The sequence below is a fragment of the Bacillus sp. JH7 genome (assembly GCF_001563515.1).
GTDB lineage: Bacteria > Bacillota > Bacilli > Bacillales > Bacillaceae_G > Bacillus_A > Bacillus_A cereus.
On sequence record NZ_LPUS01000001.1, the window covers coordinates 1,920,345 to 1,938,290 of the forward strand.

Genomic DNA, 17,946 nt, shown 5'->3' on the forward strand with positions numbered 1-17,946 from the left:
TTTTTTTAAGGGGGATATATATGAAAAAAGTAGGAACTGCATTTTTAACAACTTTATTTATATTTTCATCGTTTACATCGGCAAATGCTGAAGAAAAGAAGGATAATAAAGCATTTATAGATGTATCTGCTGCAACGTTATGGACAGCACCTGATTCATTAAGGTCAATCGATACACCGAGTGCAACAAATCCAGTGGATCTATGGAAATGGACGAAATCAATGACACTTGACGAGAAACTATGGTTAACAAATGCAAATAAATTAGAAACACAAGCGTTACTCGGTCAAGAAGTAACCGTTATTGATAAGAAAGGCGAGTGGGTGAAGGTATTAGTGCATGGACAGCCAACACCACGAAATGAAGAAGGTTATCCGGGCTGGATGCCTGAAAAGCAATTAACATATAATCAAGAATTTGCAGATAAAACAAATGAACCTTTTGTGTTAATAACAAAGCCAACTGCGATTTTATATATAAATCCTTCTGAAAAACATAAATCACTTGAAGTCAGTTATAATACAAGACTGCCGCTATTAAGTGAAGACACAATTTCATACCGTGTATTGTTGCCAAATGGTCAGAAAGCATGGCTAGGAAAAAATGATGGAACAGTTTACCGTTCTCAAACTGATATTCCAAAACCGACAGCTGATGATTTAATTAACACAGGGAAAATGTTTTTAGGTTTACCGTATATATGGGCTGGTACAAGTGGTTTTGGATTTGATTGCTCTGGCTTCACGCATACGATCTATAAATCGCACGGCATTACAATTCCGCGAGATTCTGGACCGCAATCAAGAGCAGGAGTTGCAGTTGATAAAGAAAATCTAAAAAAGGGAGATTTAATTTTCTTTGCACATGATCAAGGGAAAGGTAGTGTCCATCACGTCGCAATGTATATTGGTGATGGCAATATGATTCACTCACCAAGAGCTGAAAGATCGGTAGAGATTATACCGCTAAATACACCAGGATATATAGAAGAATACGCTGGTGCTCGTCGTTACTTACCTTAAAAATAGAGGGGGTTTTTAAATGAAAAAAGTTGTTCGTTACTCATTAGTTAGTACTCTATTAGTTTCTTCATTTTTAGTTGGCTGCGCAAAAGAAAAAACTGCAACAAAGCCGAAAGATGAGAAGAAAGTATTACAGTTACTAGAAACGGGTGAAATTCCGTCGTTAAATTCAGGGAAAGTAACAGATGCAGTCTCGTTTAACGTTTTGAATAACGTAATGGAAGGACTATTTCGTCTATCGAAAAATAATGAAGAAATTGAAGCCGGCGCACAAAAATATGAAGTGAGTAAAGATGGAAAGACATATACATTCCAATTGCGTGATGCGAAATGGTCTAACGGAGATCCAGTAACCGCCCATGATTACGTATACGCTTGGAAGCAATTGATTAATCCAGATACAGCTTCTCAATATGCATACATTGCGTACGATGTAAAAAATGCTGAGAAGATAAATAAAAAACAACTAGGTCTAGATGAATTAGGAGTAAAAGCGAAGGATGATAAAACATTCGTCGTAGAGCTAGAACATCCTGTACCGTATTTTACGAAATTATTAATTTTACCATCCTTCTATCCAATTAACGAAAAATATGCGAAAGAGCAAGGTGATAAATATGGATTAGAAGCAAATAAAGCGGTATATAATGGACCGTTTACATTATCAGAGTGGAAGCATGAAGCTAGCTTTACAATGAAGAAAAACGATAAGTATTGGGATAAAAAAGAAGTGAAGTTAGATGAAGTAAACTATCAAATTGTAAAAGAAATTTCAACTGCGGTAAATTTATATGAAACAGATAAAGTTGATAGAGTTGTTATTTCTACAGAATTCGTAGATAAATATAAAAATAATAAAGAGCTAAAACAATATACAGATCCAGTTATGTACTTCTTCCGATTTAATGAAAATGTACCGATTCTTAAAAATAAAAATGCACGTCTTGCGCTAAGTACAGTTTTTGATAAGAAGGGACTCGCAGATTCATTTTTAAATGATGGATCGGTTGCAGCGAACTATTACGTACCAAAAGGATTTTTAAAGGGCCCAGATAAGAAAGATTTTAGAAGTACGTCTGGTGAGTTTAATAAGACAAATGTAAAACAGGCGAAGGAATATTGGGAGAAAGCAAAACAAGAGACAGGTACAAATGAAGTGACTTTAGAATTATTAAATTATGACTTAGAAAACTTTAAAAAAGTTGGAGAGTACATTAAAGAGCAGCTTGAGAAAAACTTACCAGGATTAAAAGTGAATGTGAAATTACAGCCGCATACGCAAAAATTAGCACTTGAGAAGAAGAAAGAATATGAAATGTCGTTATCACGCTGGTTACCAGATTATCCAGATCCAATGACTTACTTAGAAGTATTCCTTTCTGGAAGCAGTGTTAATAATACAGAATATGCAAATCCAGAATATGATGCATTAATTAAGAAGATTAAAACAGAATTAGGTAATGATGAAAAGGCTCGCTGGAAAGCAATGCAAGAGGCTGAAAAAATGCTACTTGATGATGCAGTAATTGCACCGGTATTCCAGCGTGGATTATCTTACTTACAAAAACCATATGTGAAAGATTTATATGTACATCAATTTGGTCCAGCTACAAGTTTAAAATGGGCAGATTTACAAAAATAAAAGAATGGGGAAACAGACTTCACGTATGTGATAGTCTGTTTTTTCTTATTTAAAGTTAGAAAAATAGTTCATGGTATAATTTATTAGTCTGTAAACAGTATTTGGAGGGAAAATGATGTCTATGTTTGAAGAAGAGAAAGTAATTTATACAAAAAGATTATTTATGAGGAAACCAATTGTAGAAGATATTGATCAGTTTTATAACATATTAAAAAAAGATACTGTTGGCAAAAGGCTGGCTAAATCAAGAGGAATGTCGAAGGAAGAAACAAATGATTATATTGGGCAACTTATCTTACATTGGGAACAGTATGACTTCGGGGTATGGTTGTTATTTAATAGTGAAACAGGAAAGCTTTTAGGACATTGTGGTTTAAGAAAGGTAGATGAAACAGGTGAAATAGAAATTATGTATCTTCTTGACCCAGAACATTGGAGGAATGGGTATGCATTAGAAGCAGCAGAGGCTTCCATTAAATATGCAATAGAGACTTTGAATGTAACAAGAATAATTGCTAGAGTTAAAGTAGCAAATGAGAGCTCGAAAAAACTTTTACGAAAGCTCGGGTTTATATATACTCATGAAGTTGATCATAGCGGGCGCTTATTATCATATTTTGAACTCCATACATCATCCAAAGAATTCTAGACATTTCATATATTTTTTCATTGTTAAAAAATAAAATTATTACTAAAATTCCAGTGTGAAATTTATGTAGAATCTTGTATAATTAACATGTTTCTATGGAAACATTTTCTTGCGCTATTTATATAGGGCTTAATAGAACAAGGAAGGAAATACATACATGTATATAATAGATAAATAGAATGGAACATGTATAGAGACAAAGGAGAGAAAAGATGACGTGTCAAAAACAAGGGTTACAATTTAATAACGATAGAAAGAGGGACAGAAGATGAAAATGAAGCATGCTTTTGGTCCTATAATTTTAGCGTGTGTGCTTTTTTTCATTATCATTCTAATCCCATCGAAAAGTTTAGTATCGCTTATTAGTGATAAGAAGGTAGAAGATGCGGCAACTTCTTTACAAAAAGAGAAATTACAAAGTGTTTTCTTACAGCAAAAAATGTTAGAGAATTCACAGTATTTACCGATGTACGGTTCATCAGAATTTTTACGAATGGATGCATATCATCCGTCTAATTATTTCAAAGTAAATCCAGCTGGTTTTACACCGTTTTTAATTGGAACTGGCGGTACACAAAGCTTAGCTCATATTTTAAATATGACATCTACTATGGATGAATTAGAAGGTAAAAAAGTAGTCTTTGTTCTTTCACCACAATGGTTTACAAAGACTGGTGTCTCACAAGGGGATTTCACTAATAATTTCTCCAAACAACAAGCATATCATTTTATTTTTAATGATGAGATAAATCCAGAAATGAAGAAGCAAATCGCGAAACGGCTATTAGATTATAAAGTTGTTCAAGAAGATGATATATTAAAAAATTCATTAGAAGGTATTGTATATAATGATACAAAACATAACATAAAAGCAGGTTTAGCTAAACCACTTGCTTATATGCATCGAAATATTTTAGATCATAGAGATTTATTTAACTCTTTATTTAAAATCGAACCGATGAAAGAGAAAACAAATATCGGACTTCGTTCAATTTCTTGGGAAGATGCACGTAAACACGCGGAACAAGAAGGGAAAGCTGAGTCTACTACAAATACATTCGGAATTGAAAATCCGTATTATCATAAGAATAATCTGAAGAAAAAACTAAAAGGTTTAAAAAACTTTAGAGCAAATGAAACATATGATGAATCACCAGAATATGATGATTTACAAATTATTTTAGATTTATTTAAAGAGAAAAATGTCAAACCACTCTTTATTTCTGTACCTGTAAATGGGCCTTGGTATGATTATACTGGATTCCCGAAAGAACGCCGTGAAGTGTATTATAAAAAAGTTCGAGAACAGGTTGAGAAAGCAGGATATCCAGTAGTTGATTTCTCTGGTCATGAATATGATAAGTATTTCTTAAAAGATACGATTCATTTGGGCTGGAAAGGTTGGATTTATTTTGATGAAGCAGTGCATAAATTTAATTCTGAGAAATAAAGTATAGAAATCGGAATGGCTATGAGCCGTTCCGATTTTTTTAGTATAGAGGATTTTGGTGAGGACAATTTGGGAATGCATGTATATCTTGAATCTGTCTATAATCATAATGTTTCATTGCGAACTGGGATTGATAAAGGTATTCATACACATATAATTGACCATCATGAGCTGAACATAATACACCAGAAGTTCCTTGCCCATTTATGAAGGAAATACCGATAGGGCGTCTGATTAAGTATGGTATTTTTTGCTGCCAATGCATAGGGGAATCACTCCTTTTTGAGATAATATACGAAAGAAATGATCAAACGGTTGCTTATCCATGTAAATGTAGATGGAAAGGTGTTATATAATTCTTGAAGATTAATTCATATATAAATAAAAAACCGCTATAACTCCGAATGAATTTATAGCGGTTTTTGTTATATACTTAAGCAAGATTTTTACGCTTTTTTGTCCATTTTTTTATAACGAAGTATAAAAGTATAAGTACGACGCCACCAATTGCGAATGATTTCACATAAGGACTAGCAATATCGTTAATATTTTCCCAATTTTCACCTAGTTTTTCACCTAAATAAATGAAAATAATAGACCAAGGGATAATCGCAAGTGCTGTTAATGTAGTGAAACGTAGTAAAGGCATTTTTGTAATACCAGCAGGAATTGAAATCGCATGACGCACTACTGGAATGAAGCGTGCTGTAAAAATGACGCCAGTTCCGTAACGATTAAACCAATCTTCTGCAGCATCTATTTGTTTTTTATGTATGAAAATATATTTTCCATAACGTTCTAATATAGGGCGTCCGCCGTATCGTCCAAGCCAATAAATAAAGATTTGGGCAATAACACCGCCAATTGTACCGAATACAACTGCGCCTACAAATGAGATACTTCCATTGAATACTAAGTATCCTGCATAAGCAAGGACAATTTCACTTGGGATAATCTCAATCATAAGTCCAAGCATAATGCCCCAATAACCTAATCCTTCAAAAAACGTTAATACTGAATGAATAAAACTACTTAACATTGTTGCACCTTCTAGTTTATGAATTTTTGAGTATAAGAACCTTTTATTTAATTACGTAAAAGGTTCACTATATGTAGATTATACCTTATTTACATAGGGGATTGCTATTTCAATTCTTTTATGTCTCTCATAAGTATTATAGTAAAGGATATAAGCCGCGTTTTTATGAAGGGTTAATGAAAAGATTATTAAAAATTTCTCATATATCAATGATAATAGACTGAAAATTAAGTATAATGGTATAGGTCTTTCATTTACAAAAATAGGAGGAGAACGTATGTATATTACAGATCCGATTTATGGACCAATCTCTATTCGTGATAGAGATATCCTTCGATTGATAGATACAAAAGCATTTCAAAGGTTGACGCATATTAAACAACAAGGACATACTTATTTTTTACATGAGAACGCAATACATACAAGAGAAGAACATTCGATAGGTGTATATGTGCTAGTAAATAAAGTGATAGAACATCTTACTGAGATTGGTGACATACATTTATCGAAATATGAACGAAAGCTAGTATCTACTGTAGCCCTTCTACACGATGTTGGACATGGGCCATATTCACATTGTTTTCAGCAAATATCGGGTGAAGATCATGGTGAGTGGACGGTACGAATCATTCAAGAGGACGAAGAAATACGTACGATTTTAAATCAAACACCTAGATTATTAGATGATGTAACGAAAGCTTTAACAGAAGATGGAGTTTTTCCAATTATAGATGAGCTCTTATTTAATTCATTAGGAATGGATCAATTAGATTTTTGGAATAGAGATATATATTACTCATCGCTTGAATTAGAAGGTTTACAGATAGAAGAATTGATTGCTAACATGCGTTTAATTGACGGTAAACTTGTTATTGAAGAATCGGGAATCCCCTTCATCGAACAATTAATGAAAATGAAAGAAGGGCTTTACAATAATGGATTTGGCCACCCGTTTGTGATAGGAAAAGACATATTGCTGCAAACAATTTTTAAAATGATAGAGGAGAAAAATCTTTCGTTCTATACTCCTGAACTTCAAAACTTCTTTCATAAAGGAGAGAAGTTAGAAGTAGAAGACTTTCTTCCGTTACAAGATGAAATGATTTTAAATGAAATACAGTGCTTTGCAAAATCAGATGATGTTGAAATAGTATCTTTAATTCAACTTTATGTTTCACCAACTAAAAGTTTATCATTTCAAAAAGGAGTGGAGGGTGATTTTAAAAAGGAAAATAACAATTTAGCGATAATAACTGAGAAAAAGGCGTACAGTTCATATGCAGGTGGTATTTACGTCCATAATGAGGGGCAGTTAGAGGACATTTTAGAGAAATCAAATTTCATTCAAGAGATAGTAAAATTGCCTAAAAAAGAATATGCCTATTCAATTTGATTTGGTTCGAAAATAAAAAATGAATGAGATGGAAACGTAAATTTAGAGGAGGGAATAAAATACATGAAACATAAAATTGCTGTACTGGCAGATGTACATGGAAATGCAACTGCTTTAAAAGCAGTTATCGAAGATTCTATGAAAGAAGGTGTGACTGATTATTGGTTTTTAGGAGATTTAATTATGCCTGGTCCTGGATCGAATGATTTGTTTGAAATATTAGAAAGTATTAACGTTGATACTTATGTACAAGGAAACTGGGAAGATAGTTTTCTTGACGTTCTTAATAAAAATATTGATATTGATAACGCAACTGATATTTATGTTTCTAGATTAGTTCAGTATCAATGTGAAAACCTGGATGAAAACTATATTAAGCATGTTAAAAATTTACCATTACATATAACAAAACAGGTTAATGATTTATCAATCAGTATTAGTCATAATCTACAAAATAAAAATTACGGAGGAGATTTGTGGCCCACTAATAATCAGGAACAGTTTGATCGGCTATTTGATCGTGATTATGATATTGCGATTTACGCTCATACCCACCATCAATTGTTGCGCTATAGTAGCAATGATCAATTAATTATTAACCCAGGAACAGTTGGACAACCTTTTTACAAGTGGAATAAGCTAAACTCTGACTTGCGTGCTCAGTATGCAATTCTTGAAATTGATGAGGCAGGGATTACTGATGTGAGGTTTAAAAAGGTTTTTTACGATGTAGAAAAGGAATATAAAAATGCCATGAATAAAAATCTTCCTTACATTGATTTATATCGTGAGCTGTTAGAGACAGGAAAAACTCATACGCATGATATTGAATTATTACAAGAAATTAATGACAAATATAATTATAAAGATGAAGTAATTAAGTTTATCGAGAAAATGTGATAGGAATTTAATAGAAAGAAATGAACATTGTTGAATGTTAGGTTAGTAATGTTTTTTACATAATACATAATCAAGAGTTATTTTATAATGAAACTTAGATGTAAAATGATTTTTGTATTTTATATTGATTGAAAACAAGCATCCCCCTGTCCTAGGTATATGACGGGGGGGATGCTTGTTTTTTTAAGGCTTCACATCTAAGTTCTGTAAAAATAAAGTTGCTGTTACGTAACGCTTTGCTAACATTTGTACATAAGCGGTATGTACAGAAAGGGTCGCAATGATAATAGCGTTACGAATTGCTTCGCGTTGTTCGTTATTAATTTGATCGAACTTGCTTGCGATTTTATCAGCTTTTTCTTTTACGATGTTTTCAATTGTATGAACTGTATCTGTTGCATTTAGTTGTAAGCAATTCCCTTGATTGAGTTCTTCAAATAGAGAAGAGTATGCTACATATAAATGAACAGGATTGATTAAATCATCACTTCGATCGGCTGGGTCATTAACGATAAGGCGTAATAGCTTACGAATGGATTCAAAATCAAGTGCTGTTTTTAAATCTTCGACAATGAACAGTAAGGCTGCTTGTTCAATCGAATATTTTTTCCCTTTTTGAGGAGAGCCAATCATTTCTTTTATATCTCGTTTCACCCAGTTTTGCATAGCAGTTACAGAGAAACTTGTGTTTTCAATCTGATTGCCAAGCGCAACTATTTCATTTAAAGAAAAACCGACATCAGTATCGTCAATTTTAATCAGTTTTTCAAAAATAGGTGAAAGTGCGGTAGTAATAAAAGCTGTAACGCTTTGTCCGCTTTCAATATCTTTTTTATGTGACTTTGCCCAAGCTTCTTGTAAAATACCGAGAGGCTTTTTCGTATTCCATCCTCTTAGTGATAGAAGAAGGGTAGCCATTTCGTTTCGTGTGAGATGAAATGTTTCCATCTTTTCACCTCCAAAATAATAAAAAGTTCTTATGAACTTATAATATGTTTTGTTTCATTTAAAGTCAATTCTGTTTTGCTTAATTTTTCCTTTGTCACCAAACTGTTGAAAGTAAATAATACTTGCATATTTCGACAAAAGTTCATATAATAAGTTCATAAGAACCTTTAAAATGTTCTTAAAAATAAATCTATCATTCTGAATTTACTAGAAAGATAGATTTCACATATATCTATATAAAAGGAGAATGGATATAATATGTTGAAAAAACTTGTAGCAGTAATGACAGCATTCATGGTTATCTTTGGGGCTAGCAGCTTTATGTTCGTAGATCATGCAGCAGCGAAAAGTTACAAATCTGGTAAAAAATCATTTACACCAAGTTCAGGTCAAAAGTCAAAAGTTGATTTAAACAAAAAAGACTCAAATGTAAATTCTCAAAAAACGACTCCAGATTCAAAAACGAAAGCGACAAACACAGCACCAAAAAGTAATAAAGGAAGCTTTATGAAAGGTTTATTACTAGGTGGTCTTGGTGGTTTACTAATGGGTAGCTTATTTGCAAATATGGGAGCTCTTGGTTCTGTATTAGCATTTATGGTAAATATGTTAGTAATGGCTGGTATCGTAATGTTAGCAGTTCGTGCATTTAAATACTTCAAAGACCAACGTAAAAAGAAGGCAGATGAAGTAGCATGGAAACAATAAAAATTTCTGAACAAGAATTAATAAATGCGCTTTGCGTATATATAGCTGAAAAAAGACAAGTGGGTCCAGAAGAAGTGTTAGTTGAACTCATGTATGACGATAACTACGGTTTCTCTGCGGAAGTAGAGGTAAATGGTCGCCAGCAAATTTTAATTCAAGCAAACTTAATCGAAGCATTACGCTTATTGCTTGACAGAGAATATAATGTCAATTCATTCGCAGCGAGATTACAACTTGAATTAGATGATGAAGAAGGTATTTACGCATTAGCGAAATTTAATAGTGATGAACAATAAGACTGTTAGGGCTTTATGCTCTAGCAGTTTTTTATTTTAATTTCTATTTTTAGTATGTTTCCTATTTTAGGATAAAATTCAATTTTTAATAAACTGATGAATTGGTAAAAATATGTTATTCTTATTAAGAATGTTTTATGTTAATAGGAGGATATTATGAAAAAGAAATTATTAGCAACAATTGCTGCGGTATGTTTATCTTTAACTGCTTGTAATTCAACGGAGCAAACAAAAGATGTACAAGCGAATGAAAAAAAAGATAAGAATACTGAACAGCAAACAGCAACAACTAGCCCGAAAGCTAAAGAGATAAAAGAAAAAAGTGCAGTGGAGAGATTATCACAAGATCATAGTGTTTCGTTAGAAGGTGATGGTGCGAATTCTTCTGATTTTTTTGAGTTAAAATCCGGATTTGTTATTGCGGAAGTAGAACATACAGGAGAAAGTAATGCAATTCTAGAGTTAAAAGATGAACAAGGTAATGACTCTGGTTCACTTTCGAATTTTATTGGTAATGGAAAAGAAAAACGTGTAGTTTTATTAAACAAGAGTGGAAAATATTTTATTAATCCAATGGCAGATGGTCACTGGAAAGTGAATATGTCTCAGTCTATTCCAATAGATAAAGTAGTAACAGCTCCAGGAACAATTAGTGGTCACGGATCTGATGTTGTTTTTGTGAAACTTGAAAAAGGTTTGAAAGAATTGCATGGTGTACATAAGAATGGTGAAAGTAATTTTGTAGTGGATTTAAACGATAGCATGATATTTAATGAAATTGGTGCTGCCGATACTACGAAAAAAGTACCTGTAAAAGAAAATGGTATACATATATTCACTATTCAAGCTGATGGTGATTGGACAATCGAAGTGAAATAATTTGAAAAGCTCTCCTTATGTTTTTGATAAGGGGAGCTTTTTGACAAATAAGTCTTATTAAATAATTTCTTGTTGTTTATAGAAATCTTTATCATTTGTTTGGAATTTATGCCATAAATCATTCATCTTTCGTCTACCGATATCTACCATCGGATTAAACTGAATTGCAGCTTTCTGACGAACAGAGTGAACGTTTTGAATGGCGTGATATAATTGTTGGTCGACTATATCACGTTTTTTGCTTGCATATTTAGCAATAGATAGACCTGCAACTGTTCCTTGCGCCATCGCAATTTTTCCGCTTTCAATGCCTGTAATATTGCCAGCTACAAATAAACCAGGAAGAGGAGTTTCCATTGTTTCGGAATGGAGAGGAACGTGTCCACCTAATTCTGAAATGTAATGGAAGGGACAACCAGCTACAGCTGCAAGTTCGGCAAGTGGGTATAATCCCCCGGCAATACAAACAAAATCTGCTTCATATATTTTCTCTGATCCATTAATAACATTTCCTTTAGAGTCAATATTAGCAACACGTACACCTTCAACTTGATCTGTTCCGATAATTTCAAGAGCTGCTTTCCGAAGGTGAAGTGGCGTTCCGTTTATTTTCATTCCGCTGTTTGGATAGAATGTTAATCCAGCTTTTCGAATCCAATCATATTTCATAAAGTGGCTACCTATTCGTAAAATAGCAGAAGGAGCGAGATGTGCTGCATTTAAAAGAGAGTTTAAAACTTCTTCAGGTTCACCAGCTTTTTGACTTAACTCGCTTTTTTCAGGGAGTACAATATGATCCACTGTAATTCCCGCTAATTGCAATTCACTTAAAATGGCGAAAGACAAAATGTTAGCACCAATAATAATTCCTTTTTTTCCAACTTGCACGCGATGAACATTTGTCATAACTTGAGCTGCTCCAATTGACATCACTCCTGGAAGTGTCCAGCCAGGAAGGGGAATAGAATATTCCGCAGCTCCAGTAGCAAGTAGTACGAAAGGTGCTTCTAACGTACCGATATTAGTATGTACAAACCAATTGTTTTCATCTCTATCTAAATTATAGACCGAAACACCGCACCTGATATGTACTGAAAGTGATTCTGCTTCTTCATGAAGTCGCTTCGATTCTTTTATTCCGTTCCACCATTCTCCAGTAGGCTCTTGATGCAACTGTCCTAACAATCTCCCGCCCGGCTTCATAAATTCATCAATAACGAGCACTTTTAGTCCGAAACGAGCACAAGAAATAGAAGCAGATAATCCCGCTGGCCCTGCACCAATAATAATTACATCACTCATCGTTTTTTCACCATCTCTCTCACGATATTCGGATGCTGTTTCCCGCTTTCAACAACCATGTTTTCTTCTACAACAGTTAAGCATGCGCGTACATTTGTTTGATTATTTACTGTCATGCGGCATTCGGAACAGTGTCCGATATTACAATAAATACCTCGCGGTGTTCCGCTATCTTCATGAACTCTTACTGTCCTAATTCCATTTGCTAACAGGGCAGCAGCTATCGTTTCATGTTCATATGCTCCGTATTGATGACCGTTAAATTGAAAGGTAATACGCTCACTACTTTGTAAAGTACCTAAAATAGGGTGATGTGTAATTCTACTCATTTACTTTCACCTACCGATCCAAAAGTAACTGCACGTATTGGTGGTTGATATTTTAACGGTAGTTCATTAAGAGTTACGTCAGGATTCGCATTTTCAATCATTCGATCTATCATTATTCTGCATGTGCGACCACCGCAAAATCCCATGCCAGCACGTGTTCTTAGTTTTAATTCTCTTGCCGAGCAGTTATATTCAGCAATTGTCGATTGAAGTTGCCCATATGTAACCTCTTCACAACGACAAACGATTAAGTTGTTTTTATTTGTCATGTGTATTCCTCCTCTAGTTCGGTTTTCACAAATTATATATGCAAAAATCATGCCAATATAGAGGAGGGAGAGAGGGCTACCTGTAAACGCCTGATCGGTGCATACTGATTCTTTATTGAAGTCCAAGTTTCTTTAAACGGTTATATAAAGTAGCCCTTGTTACACCAAGTTGTTTGGCGCATTCTAATTTATTCCCATTTAAAATTCGTAAAGCCCTTTCAATAACTTTTTTCTCATGCTCATCCATCTCTTCTTGTAAAGAAAGGATTGTATTATTGTTGCTGAGTAATAGGGAATGGGCTGTATGGTTGTCTAAAGTTTCAGTCGTATGAAATGGTAAATATTCTTGTTTTATAATTCCGTCTGTTGCGAATACCACAAGCCGTTCAACAACGTTTCGAAGTTCGCGAATATTACCTGGCCAATTGTAATGAAGCAGTTCATGCATAATGCTTGAAGGTAAGTCACGAATTGGTCTGTTATAGTTGATTGAAAAATCGTTTAAGAAAGAATAGGTTAATTCAATAATATCCTCGCGTCTTTCGCGCAGCGGTGGAATCTGCAAGCTAACTACATTTAAGCGGTAATATAAATCTTCTCGGAAAGTTCCTTTTCTCATTTCTTCTTGTAAATCACGATTTGTAGCAGCGATAATACGGAAATCAATATTAATTTCTTTTTCACCACCAACTCGGTAATACTTTCGCTCTTGCAGTACACGTAACAGTTTTACTTGCATATCAAGTGGCATTTCACCTATTTCATCAAGAAATAAAGTACCGCCTTGCGCGAGTTCAATTTTACCTTTTTTTCCTTTACTATTTGCTCCAGAAAACGCCCCACGCTCGTAACCGAATAATTCACTTTCAAATAATGCTTCTGGAATTGCCCCGCAGTTAATCGAAATGAAAGGCGCCTTCGCTGCTTCACTTGCTTCATGAATTGCTTTCGCAAATACTTCTTTTCCAACTCCGCTTTCCCCAAGTATTAAAACAGTTGATTTCACCGAACAAACTTTTCTAGCTAATTGTATCGTTCTTTGTATAACAGGACTTTTTCCATTCATCGCAAGGAATGGATCGGATTCATCTTTATACTTTGCCACTTCTTGTTCTAAACGGTGCATTTCATGTGACATATTAAATAGTTTTTCATTTAAAGCGACTTGATTTGTAACATCTGTTTCTGAAACGACTGCTCCTATAATTTCATCATTACAATAAACTGGATTTGAATTAATTAATACGAATAAATCGGGGCGAGGCTGATGGAACTGAGCGACTATGCTTTTTCCATCATGTAAAGATTGTAAAATTTCCAAGTCTTTATAATCAAAAAAACGAGTAATCGGTTGCCCAATAATCTCATTATGGTTGACTGAAAATATTTTTTCAGCACCATCTGTCCAAGTTCGAACGCATTCTTTACTATCAATTACTGTAACAGAAGAGTCAGTTGTTTGTATTACAGTGTCATAAAATGACTGTAGTTCATTGTAGGACTTATAAAGAAATGGAATCATTTGCTGAGAAGTTATACAGTATATCGGCTCATCGTTTTCGTTAAGGATGATAACAGCTAATTCATAAGAAAAAGCGTCAATTAATGCAGTGAATGAGTCATCTACATAAATAATTGCGCAATTATATTCTTCTGTAGTAGAAGGGAGGTAATAAAACCTTTCGTTTATTTTCTTAATGCGATCAAGGCTACATGTATGATTGATTAAAACGCTTTCCAAAAATTCTTGTATAGTCGGAAATGAGAATTCCATAATGTCCTCCTGTTATGTATAAAAATTTTGACAGTGATAAAAAAATAATACACCTATTTACTATGAATTTAAAATATTTTTACAAATAAAAATATTTTTTATAAAAATTGTATATGTACAGAATTGGCACGTCAATTGCATAAAAAGAAAGTGAGAGGGCTAGGAAAGGAGGAGTATATTGTGAGGCACTGCGACGTTTTAATTATAGGTGGTGGAATAATAGGGTGTTCTATCGCTTATTACACTTCAAAATACGGAAGAGACGTAACAATCATTGAAAAAGGGGAATTTGTCAGCGGGACGTCTTCACGGTGTGATGGGAATATTTTGGCCATTGATAAAGACCCGGGATTTGATAGTCAAATGTCTTTAGTAAGTCAAAAATTAGTAACTGATTTAAGTGAAGAATTAGAGCATTCATTTGAATATAGGGCACCAGGAAGTATTCTCGTATGTGAGTCAGACGAAGAGATGGAAGCTGCGCAGCAATGGGTAAATCGGCAACAAGAAGCTGGATTACCGTTTCGAATGCTTGATAGGCAAGATATAAGGGAAGAGTCGCCTTTTTTTGCTGATGATTTATTAGGCGGTTTAGAATGTGCGACGGATTCAACTGTGAATCCATATCTCCTTGCTTTCTCGCTTCTGTCAGAGGCACAAAAGTTTGGCGCAAAAGCTTTTAAGCAGACGGAAGTAAAGAGTATGGAAATAGAGACGGATGGTTCATTTGTTGTAGAAACTACGAATGGAACTTTTACAGCACAACAAGTTGTAAATGCAGCCGGTGTGTGGGCTCCTAAGATTGGTCAGATGTTAAATATAAATATACCAATTGAACCGAGAAAAGGGCATATTATTGTAGCTTCAAGGCAACAACACGTAGGATGCCGTAAAGTAATGGAATTCGGTTATTTAATTTCTAAATTTGGCGGAAAACGAAAAGTGGATGCTTTAACTGAAAAATACGGGGTTGCGCTCGTATTTGAGCCTACTGAAAGTCAAAATTTCTTAATTGGTAGTAGTCGTGAATTTGTAGGATTTCATACGAGGATAAATAATGAAGTCATTAAATGTATCGCAAATAGAGCAATTCGTTTTTATCCGAAAATGGCAGATATGATGGTAATTCGTTCTTACGCTGGTTTACGTCCGTGGACAGAAGATCATTTACCGATTATTTCACGAGTGGAACATATTCCGAATTATTTCATTGCCGCTGGACATGAAGGTGATGGGATTAGTCTTGCAGCAGTTACTGGAAAAGTAATTGAAGAGTTATTAAATGAAAAAGAGACAATTATTCCTATTGAACCACTTCGTTTGAGTCGTTTTACAGAAAGGGTGTTAAACGGATGAGGTCACAAAGAGTCTTTACGACGATTGATACACACACAGGTGGGAATCCAACGAGGACATTAATTAGTGGACTTCCAAAGTTGATTGGAGAGACGATGGCAGAGAAGATGTTACATATGAAAAAGGAGTATGATTGGATTCGAAAATTGTTAATGAATGAACCGCGTGGTCATGATGTAATGTCAGGAGCATTATTAACAGACCCATGTCATCCTGAGGCTGATATAGGTGTTATATACATAGAGACAGGTGGATATTTACCGATGTGTGGTCACGATACAATCGGTGTATGTACAGCGTTAGTTGAATCAGGTTTAATTCCGGTAGTTGAACCGATTACTTCTTTAAAACTAGATACACCGGCTGGCTTAGTTGAAGTAGATATTGCTGTTCAAGATGGAAAAGCAAAAGAAGTATCTTTCTGTAACATACCAGCTTTTTTATTGAAAAATATTACTGTACAAGTGAAAGACATTGGGACTATAGAGGCTGATATTGCGTATGGAGGGAATTTTTATGCCATTATTGATGCGAAATCAGTAGGTCTAGAATTAGTACCAGAAAATGCATCTACAATCATCGATAAGGCGATTCATATAAGGAACACAATTAATGAGAAGTATGAAATCACTCATCCAGAGTATTCGTTTATAAGAGGATTAACACATGTTGAATTTTATACAGATCCTACTCATGAATGTGCGCATGTGAAAAATACAGTTGTTGTACCACCAGGCGGAATAGATCGATCTCCATGCGGTACAGGAACATCTGCGAAGCTAGCTGTATTATACGCTCAGAAAGAAATCGAGATTGGTGAAGAGTTCATTCATGAGAGTATCGTTGGTTCTTTATTTAAAGGATATGTCATGGATACGACACATGTTGAAAATATTGAAGCTGTCATAACGAAAATTACGGGATCAGCTTGGCTTATGGGTATGCATAGATTTTTTTACAATGAAATGGATCCACTTAAAGAAGGATTTTTGCTAATTCCGCCGATGGAACATGAAACGGAGGATATAAAATGAACATTCAAAAAATGTATACAGCAGTAGACGTACATGTAAATGGCGAGACATTTCGTGTAATGAAAGACGTACCATGCAAATACTACTACAGTTTGGAGCAATTAAATGAACAATTTTCAGGTGAATTAGCAGAAGAGATGAAGCTTTTATTAAATGAACCACGTGGTTTTATCGGTTTGAATGGGTGTATTGTCGTTCCATCTATCCATAATGAAGTGGATGCAGCTGTATTATTTTTTAATCATGAAGGTTCGATTCCGCTTCATTATGGAGGCATTGTTGCAGTAATAACGATGTTACTCGAAAGTGGTTATTTAAAAAAGAGAGAGTCCAATCAATATAAAATTGAAACGTTATCTGGAATATTTTTAGTTCATGCGTATGTAGAGAATGATGAAGTTATATCGGTTTCGTTTGAAAGCAAACTATGCTATATGATTGAGGAAAATTTACAGGTTGGTAATGTAAGTTATTCTCTCATACAAGCAGATAAAGTATATGCAGTTGTAGAGAAAGGTGCGTATTCGCCAGAAATTCGCATGGAAAACATTTCTGAATTGAAAAGATGGGGAGAAGCTACACTACAGACTATACAAAAACAGTCGCTAATAAAAAGGCTTATTTTAGTAGATCCTTCGCAAAAAGAAAAGAACCATATAAAGTCGATTACATTTCATGAAGATAACTTTATCGTACGTTCGCCAGGTTTTGTTTCTACTATTGTTTCCTATGTTCATGCGTTATTTAAAAATGATTATATGGCGGATAAACCTTTTAAAAATGAAAGTATATTTAATAGTTTTATAACTGTGGAGAAAGTGAAGAAGGAGGAACTAGGATACATTTTCCGTTTTGAAAGTAGAGGGTTTATTACAGGGATGCAGACATTTCTATTAGACCCTACGGATCCGTTTCCGGCAGGTTTCTTATTAAAATAAAATGTGATAGGGAGAGAT

General features: G+C 34.3%; 19 protein-coding genes. 12 read left to right on the forward strand and 7 right to left on the reverse strand.

The window, feature by feature from the left end; genetic code table 11:
• Positions 1–20 precede the first annotated feature (20 nt).
• The 4 genes from AU379_RS09720 (at position 21) to dltD (ending at position 4,763) form a co-directional block, all read left to right on the forward strand.
• Positions 21–1,022, forward strand: coding sequence for a C40 family peptidase (locus AU379_RS09720; protein WP_061139177.1), 1,002 nt, complete (start codon positions 21–23; stop codon positions 1,020–1,022).
• A gap of 19 nt (positions 1,023–1,041) precedes the next feature.
• Complete coding sequence (locus AU379_RS09725) at positions 1,042–2,664, forward strand: peptide ABC transporter substrate-binding protein (protein ID WP_061139178.1); 1,623 nt, start codon at positions 1,042–1,044, stop codon at positions 2,662–2,664.
• Between the two features lie 115 nt (positions 2,665–2,779).
• Positions 2,780–3,313, forward strand: a complete 534-nt coding sequence (locus tag AU379_RS09730; protein ID WP_061139179.1) for a GNAT family N-acetyltransferase — start codon at positions 2,780–2,782, stop codon at positions 3,311–3,313.
• Positions 3,314–3,581: 268 nt separating this feature from the next.
• Positions 3,582–4,763 carry a D-alanyl-lipoteichoic acid biosynthesis protein DltD gene (gene dltD, locus AU379_RS09735; protein WP_000782299.1) on the forward strand — a complete coding sequence of 394 codons (1,182 nt, stop codon included), beginning with the start codon at positions 3,582–3,584 and terminating at the stop codon, positions 4,761–4,763.
• Between the two features lie 40 nt (positions 4,764–4,803).
• Here dltD and AU379_RS09740 read toward each other — a convergent pair whose 3' ends face one another.
• A complete protein-coding gene (locus tag AU379_RS09740; protein ID WP_000558699.1) occupies positions 4,804–5,028 on the reverse strand; it encodes a hypothetical protein in 225 nt (74 codons plus the stop codon).
• 168 nt (positions 5,029–5,196) lie between these two features.
• On the reverse strand, positions 5,197–5,802 hold the full coding sequence (locus tag AU379_RS09745) for a DedA family protein (protein ID WP_000952916.1): 606 nt from the start codon (positions 5,800–5,802) through the stop codon (positions 5,197–5,199).
• A 277-nt stretch (positions 5,803–6,079) separates the two neighbouring features.
• On the opposite strand from AU379_RS09745, the gene AU379_RS09750 reads away from it, so the two are divergent.
• Both AU379_RS09750 and AU379_RS09755 read left to right on the forward strand, forming a co-directional pair.
• On the forward strand, positions 6,080–7,195 hold the full coding sequence (locus AU379_RS09750; protein ID WP_061139180.1) for an HD domain-containing protein: 1,116 nt from the start codon (positions 6,080–6,082) through the stop codon (positions 7,193–7,195).
• A gap of 63 nt (positions 7,196–7,258) precedes the next feature.
• A complete protein-coding gene (locus AU379_RS09755; RefSeq protein WP_025709494.1) occupies positions 7,259–8,095 on the forward strand; it encodes a metallophosphoesterase family protein in 837 nt (278 codons plus the stop codon).
• A 183-nt stretch (positions 8,096–8,278) separates the two neighbouring features.
• Here the strand turns inward: AU379_RS09755 and AU379_RS09760 are convergent, their stop codons facing one another.
• Complete coding sequence (locus AU379_RS09760; RefSeq protein WP_000447231.1) at positions 8,279–9,043, reverse strand: DUF1836 domain-containing protein; 765 nt, start codon at positions 9,041–9,043, stop codon at positions 8,279–8,281.
• A gap of 258 nt (positions 9,044–9,301) precedes the next feature.
• Here AU379_RS09760 and AU379_RS09765 point away from each other — a divergent pair, with 258 nt between their 5' ends.
• The 3 genes from AU379_RS09765 (at position 9,302) to AU379_RS09775 (ending at position 10,926) form a co-directional block, all read left to right on the forward strand.
• Positions 9,302–9,751 (forward strand): hypothetical protein, encoded by a 450-nt coding sequence (locus tag AU379_RS09765; protein ID WP_000914478.1) that lies wholly within the window; start codon positions 9,302–9,304, stop codon positions 9,749–9,751.
• The gene (locus tag AU379_RS09770; protein WP_000447766.1) at positions 9,739–10,047 is read left to right on the forward strand and encodes a YxcD family protein; all 309 of its coding nucleotides are present in this window, start codon (positions 9,739–9,741) and stop codon (positions 10,045–10,047) included. The genes AU379_RS09765 and AU379_RS09770 overlap by 13 nt, the downstream gene beginning before the upstream one ends.
• Before the next feature lie 156 nt (positions 10,048–10,203).
• Positions 10,204–10,926: a hypothetical protein gene (locus AU379_RS09775; protein ID WP_000727976.1), complete on the forward strand. Its 723-nt coding sequence runs from the start codon at positions 10,204–10,206 to the stop codon at positions 10,924–10,926.
• 57 nt (positions 10,927–10,983) lie between these two features.
• Here the strand turns inward: AU379_RS09775 and AU379_RS09780 are convergent, their stop codons facing one another.
• From AU379_RS09780 to AU379_RS09795, 4 genes are all read right to left on the reverse strand, one after another.
• Positions 10,984–12,228, reverse strand: coding sequence for an NAD(P)/FAD-dependent oxidoreductase (locus AU379_RS09780; RefSeq protein WP_001286104.1), 1,245 nt, complete (start codon positions 12,226–12,228; stop codon positions 10,984–10,986).
• Positions 12,225–12,557: a (2Fe-2S)-binding protein gene (locus AU379_RS09785; RefSeq protein WP_000087070.1), complete on the reverse strand. Its 333-nt coding sequence runs from the start codon at positions 12,555–12,557 to the stop codon at positions 12,225–12,227. Before AU379_RS09785 ends, AU379_RS09780 begins: the two co-directional genes overlap by 4 nt.
• Positions 12,554–12,826, reverse strand: coding sequence for a (2Fe-2S)-binding protein (locus AU379_RS09790; RefSeq protein ID WP_000182619.1), 273 nt, complete (start codon positions 12,824–12,826; stop codon positions 12,554–12,556). The genes AU379_RS09785 and AU379_RS09790 overlap by 4 nt, the downstream gene beginning before the upstream one ends.
• Before the next feature lie 112 nt (positions 12,827–12,938).
• The gene (locus AU379_RS09795; RefSeq protein WP_044584550.1) at positions 12,939–14,600 is read right to left on the reverse strand and encodes a sigma 54-interacting transcriptional regulator; all 1,662 of its coding nucleotides are present in this window, start codon (positions 14,598–14,600) and stop codon (positions 12,939–12,941) included.
• A 180-nt stretch (positions 14,601–14,780) separates the two neighbouring features.
• Here AU379_RS09795 and AU379_RS09800 point away from each other — a divergent pair, with 180 nt between their 5' ends.
• The 3 genes from AU379_RS09800 to AU379_RS09810 are packed head-to-tail and all read left to right on the forward strand — an operon-like array spanning position 14,781 to position 17,928.
• Positions 14,781–15,956, forward strand: a complete 1,176-nt coding sequence (locus tag AU379_RS09800) for an FAD-dependent oxidoreductase (protein ID WP_044584549.1) — start codon at positions 14,781–14,783, stop codon at positions 15,954–15,956.
• Entirely contained in the window at positions 15,953–16,990 is a 1,038-nt protein-coding gene (locus tag AU379_RS09805; RefSeq protein ID WP_061139181.1) for a proline racemase family protein, read from the forward strand. The genes AU379_RS09800 and AU379_RS09805 overlap by 4 nt, the downstream gene beginning before the upstream one ends.
• Positions 16,987–17,928 carry a proline racemase family protein gene (locus tag AU379_RS09810; RefSeq protein WP_061139182.1) on the forward strand — a complete coding sequence of 314 codons (942 nt, stop codon included), beginning with the start codon at positions 16,987–16,989 and terminating at the stop codon, positions 17,926–17,928. The genes AU379_RS09805 and AU379_RS09810 overlap by 4 nt, the downstream gene beginning before the upstream one ends.
• The last annotated feature ends 18 nt before the right edge of the window (positions 17,929–17,946 follow it).

Excerpts from the sequence above, each read along its gene's own strand:
- AU379_RS09720 (WP_061139177.1), top strand. The coding sequence starts at position 21 with ATGAAAAAAGTAGGAACTGCATTTTTAACAACTTTATTTATATTTTCA.
- AU379_RS09780 (WP_001286104.1), bottom strand. The coding sequence starts at position 12,228 with ATGAGTGATGTAATTATTATTGGTGCAGGGCCAGCGGGATTATCTGCT.
- AU379_RS09785 (WP_000087070.1), bottom strand. The coding sequence starts at position 12,557 with ATGAGTAGAATTACACATCACCCTATTTTAGGTACTTTACAAAGTAGT.
- AU379_RS09725 (WP_061139178.1), top strand. The coding sequence starts at position 1,042 with ATGAAAAAAGTTGTTCGTTACTCATTAGTTAGTACTCTATTAGTTTCT.
- AU379_RS09745 (WP_000952916.1), bottom strand. The coding sequence starts at position 5,802 with ATGTTAAGTAGTTTTATTCATTCAGTATTAACGTTTTTTGAAGGATTA.
- AU379_RS09805 (WP_061139181.1), top strand. The coding sequence starts at position 15,953 with ATGAGGTCACAAAGAGTCTTTACGACGATTGATACACACACAGGTGGG.
- AU379_RS09760 (WP_000447231.1), bottom strand. The coding sequence starts at position 9,043 with ATGGAAACATTTCATCTCACACGAAACGAAATGGCTACCCTTCTTCTA.
- AU379_RS09755 (WP_025709494.1), top strand. The coding sequence starts at position 7,259 with ATGAAACATAAAATTGCTGTACTGGCAGATGTACATGGAAATGCAACT.
- AU379_RS09790 (WP_000182619.1), bottom strand. The coding sequence starts at position 12,826 with ATGACAAATAAAAACAACTTAATCGTTTGTCGTTGTGAAGAGGTTACA.
- AU379_RS09750 (WP_061139180.1), top strand. The coding sequence starts at position 6,080 with ATGTATATTACAGATCCGATTTATGGACCAATCTCTATTCGTGATAGA.
- AU379_RS09795 (WP_044584550.1), bottom strand. The coding sequence starts at position 14,600 with ATGGAATTCTCATTTCCGACTATACAAGAATTTTTGGAAAGCGTTTTA.
- AU379_RS09740 (WP_000558699.1), bottom strand. The coding sequence starts at position 5,028 with ATGCATTGGCAGCAAAAAATACCATACTTAATCAGACGCCCTATCGGT.
- AU379_RS09765 (WP_000914478.1), top strand. The coding sequence starts at position 9,302 with ATGTTGAAAAAACTTGTAGCAGTAATGACAGCATTCATGGTTATCTTT.
- AU379_RS09810 (WP_061139182.1), top strand. The coding sequence starts at position 16,987 with ATGAACATTCAAAAAATGTATACAGCAGTAGACGTACATGTAAATGGC.
- AU379_RS09730 (WP_061139179.1), top strand. The coding sequence starts at position 2,780 with ATGTCTATGTTTGAAGAAGAGAAAGTAATTTATACAAAAAGATTATTT.
- AU379_RS09775 (WP_000727976.1), top strand. The coding sequence starts at position 10,204 with ATGAAAAAGAAATTATTAGCAACAATTGCTGCGGTATGTTTATCTTTA.
- dltD (WP_000782299.1), top strand. The coding sequence starts at position 3,582 with ATGAAAATGAAGCATGCTTTTGGTCCTATAATTTTAGCGTGTGTGCTT.
- AU379_RS09770 (WP_000447766.1), top strand. The coding sequence starts at position 9,739 with ATGGAAACAATAAAAATTTCTGAACAAGAATTAATAAATGCGCTTTGC.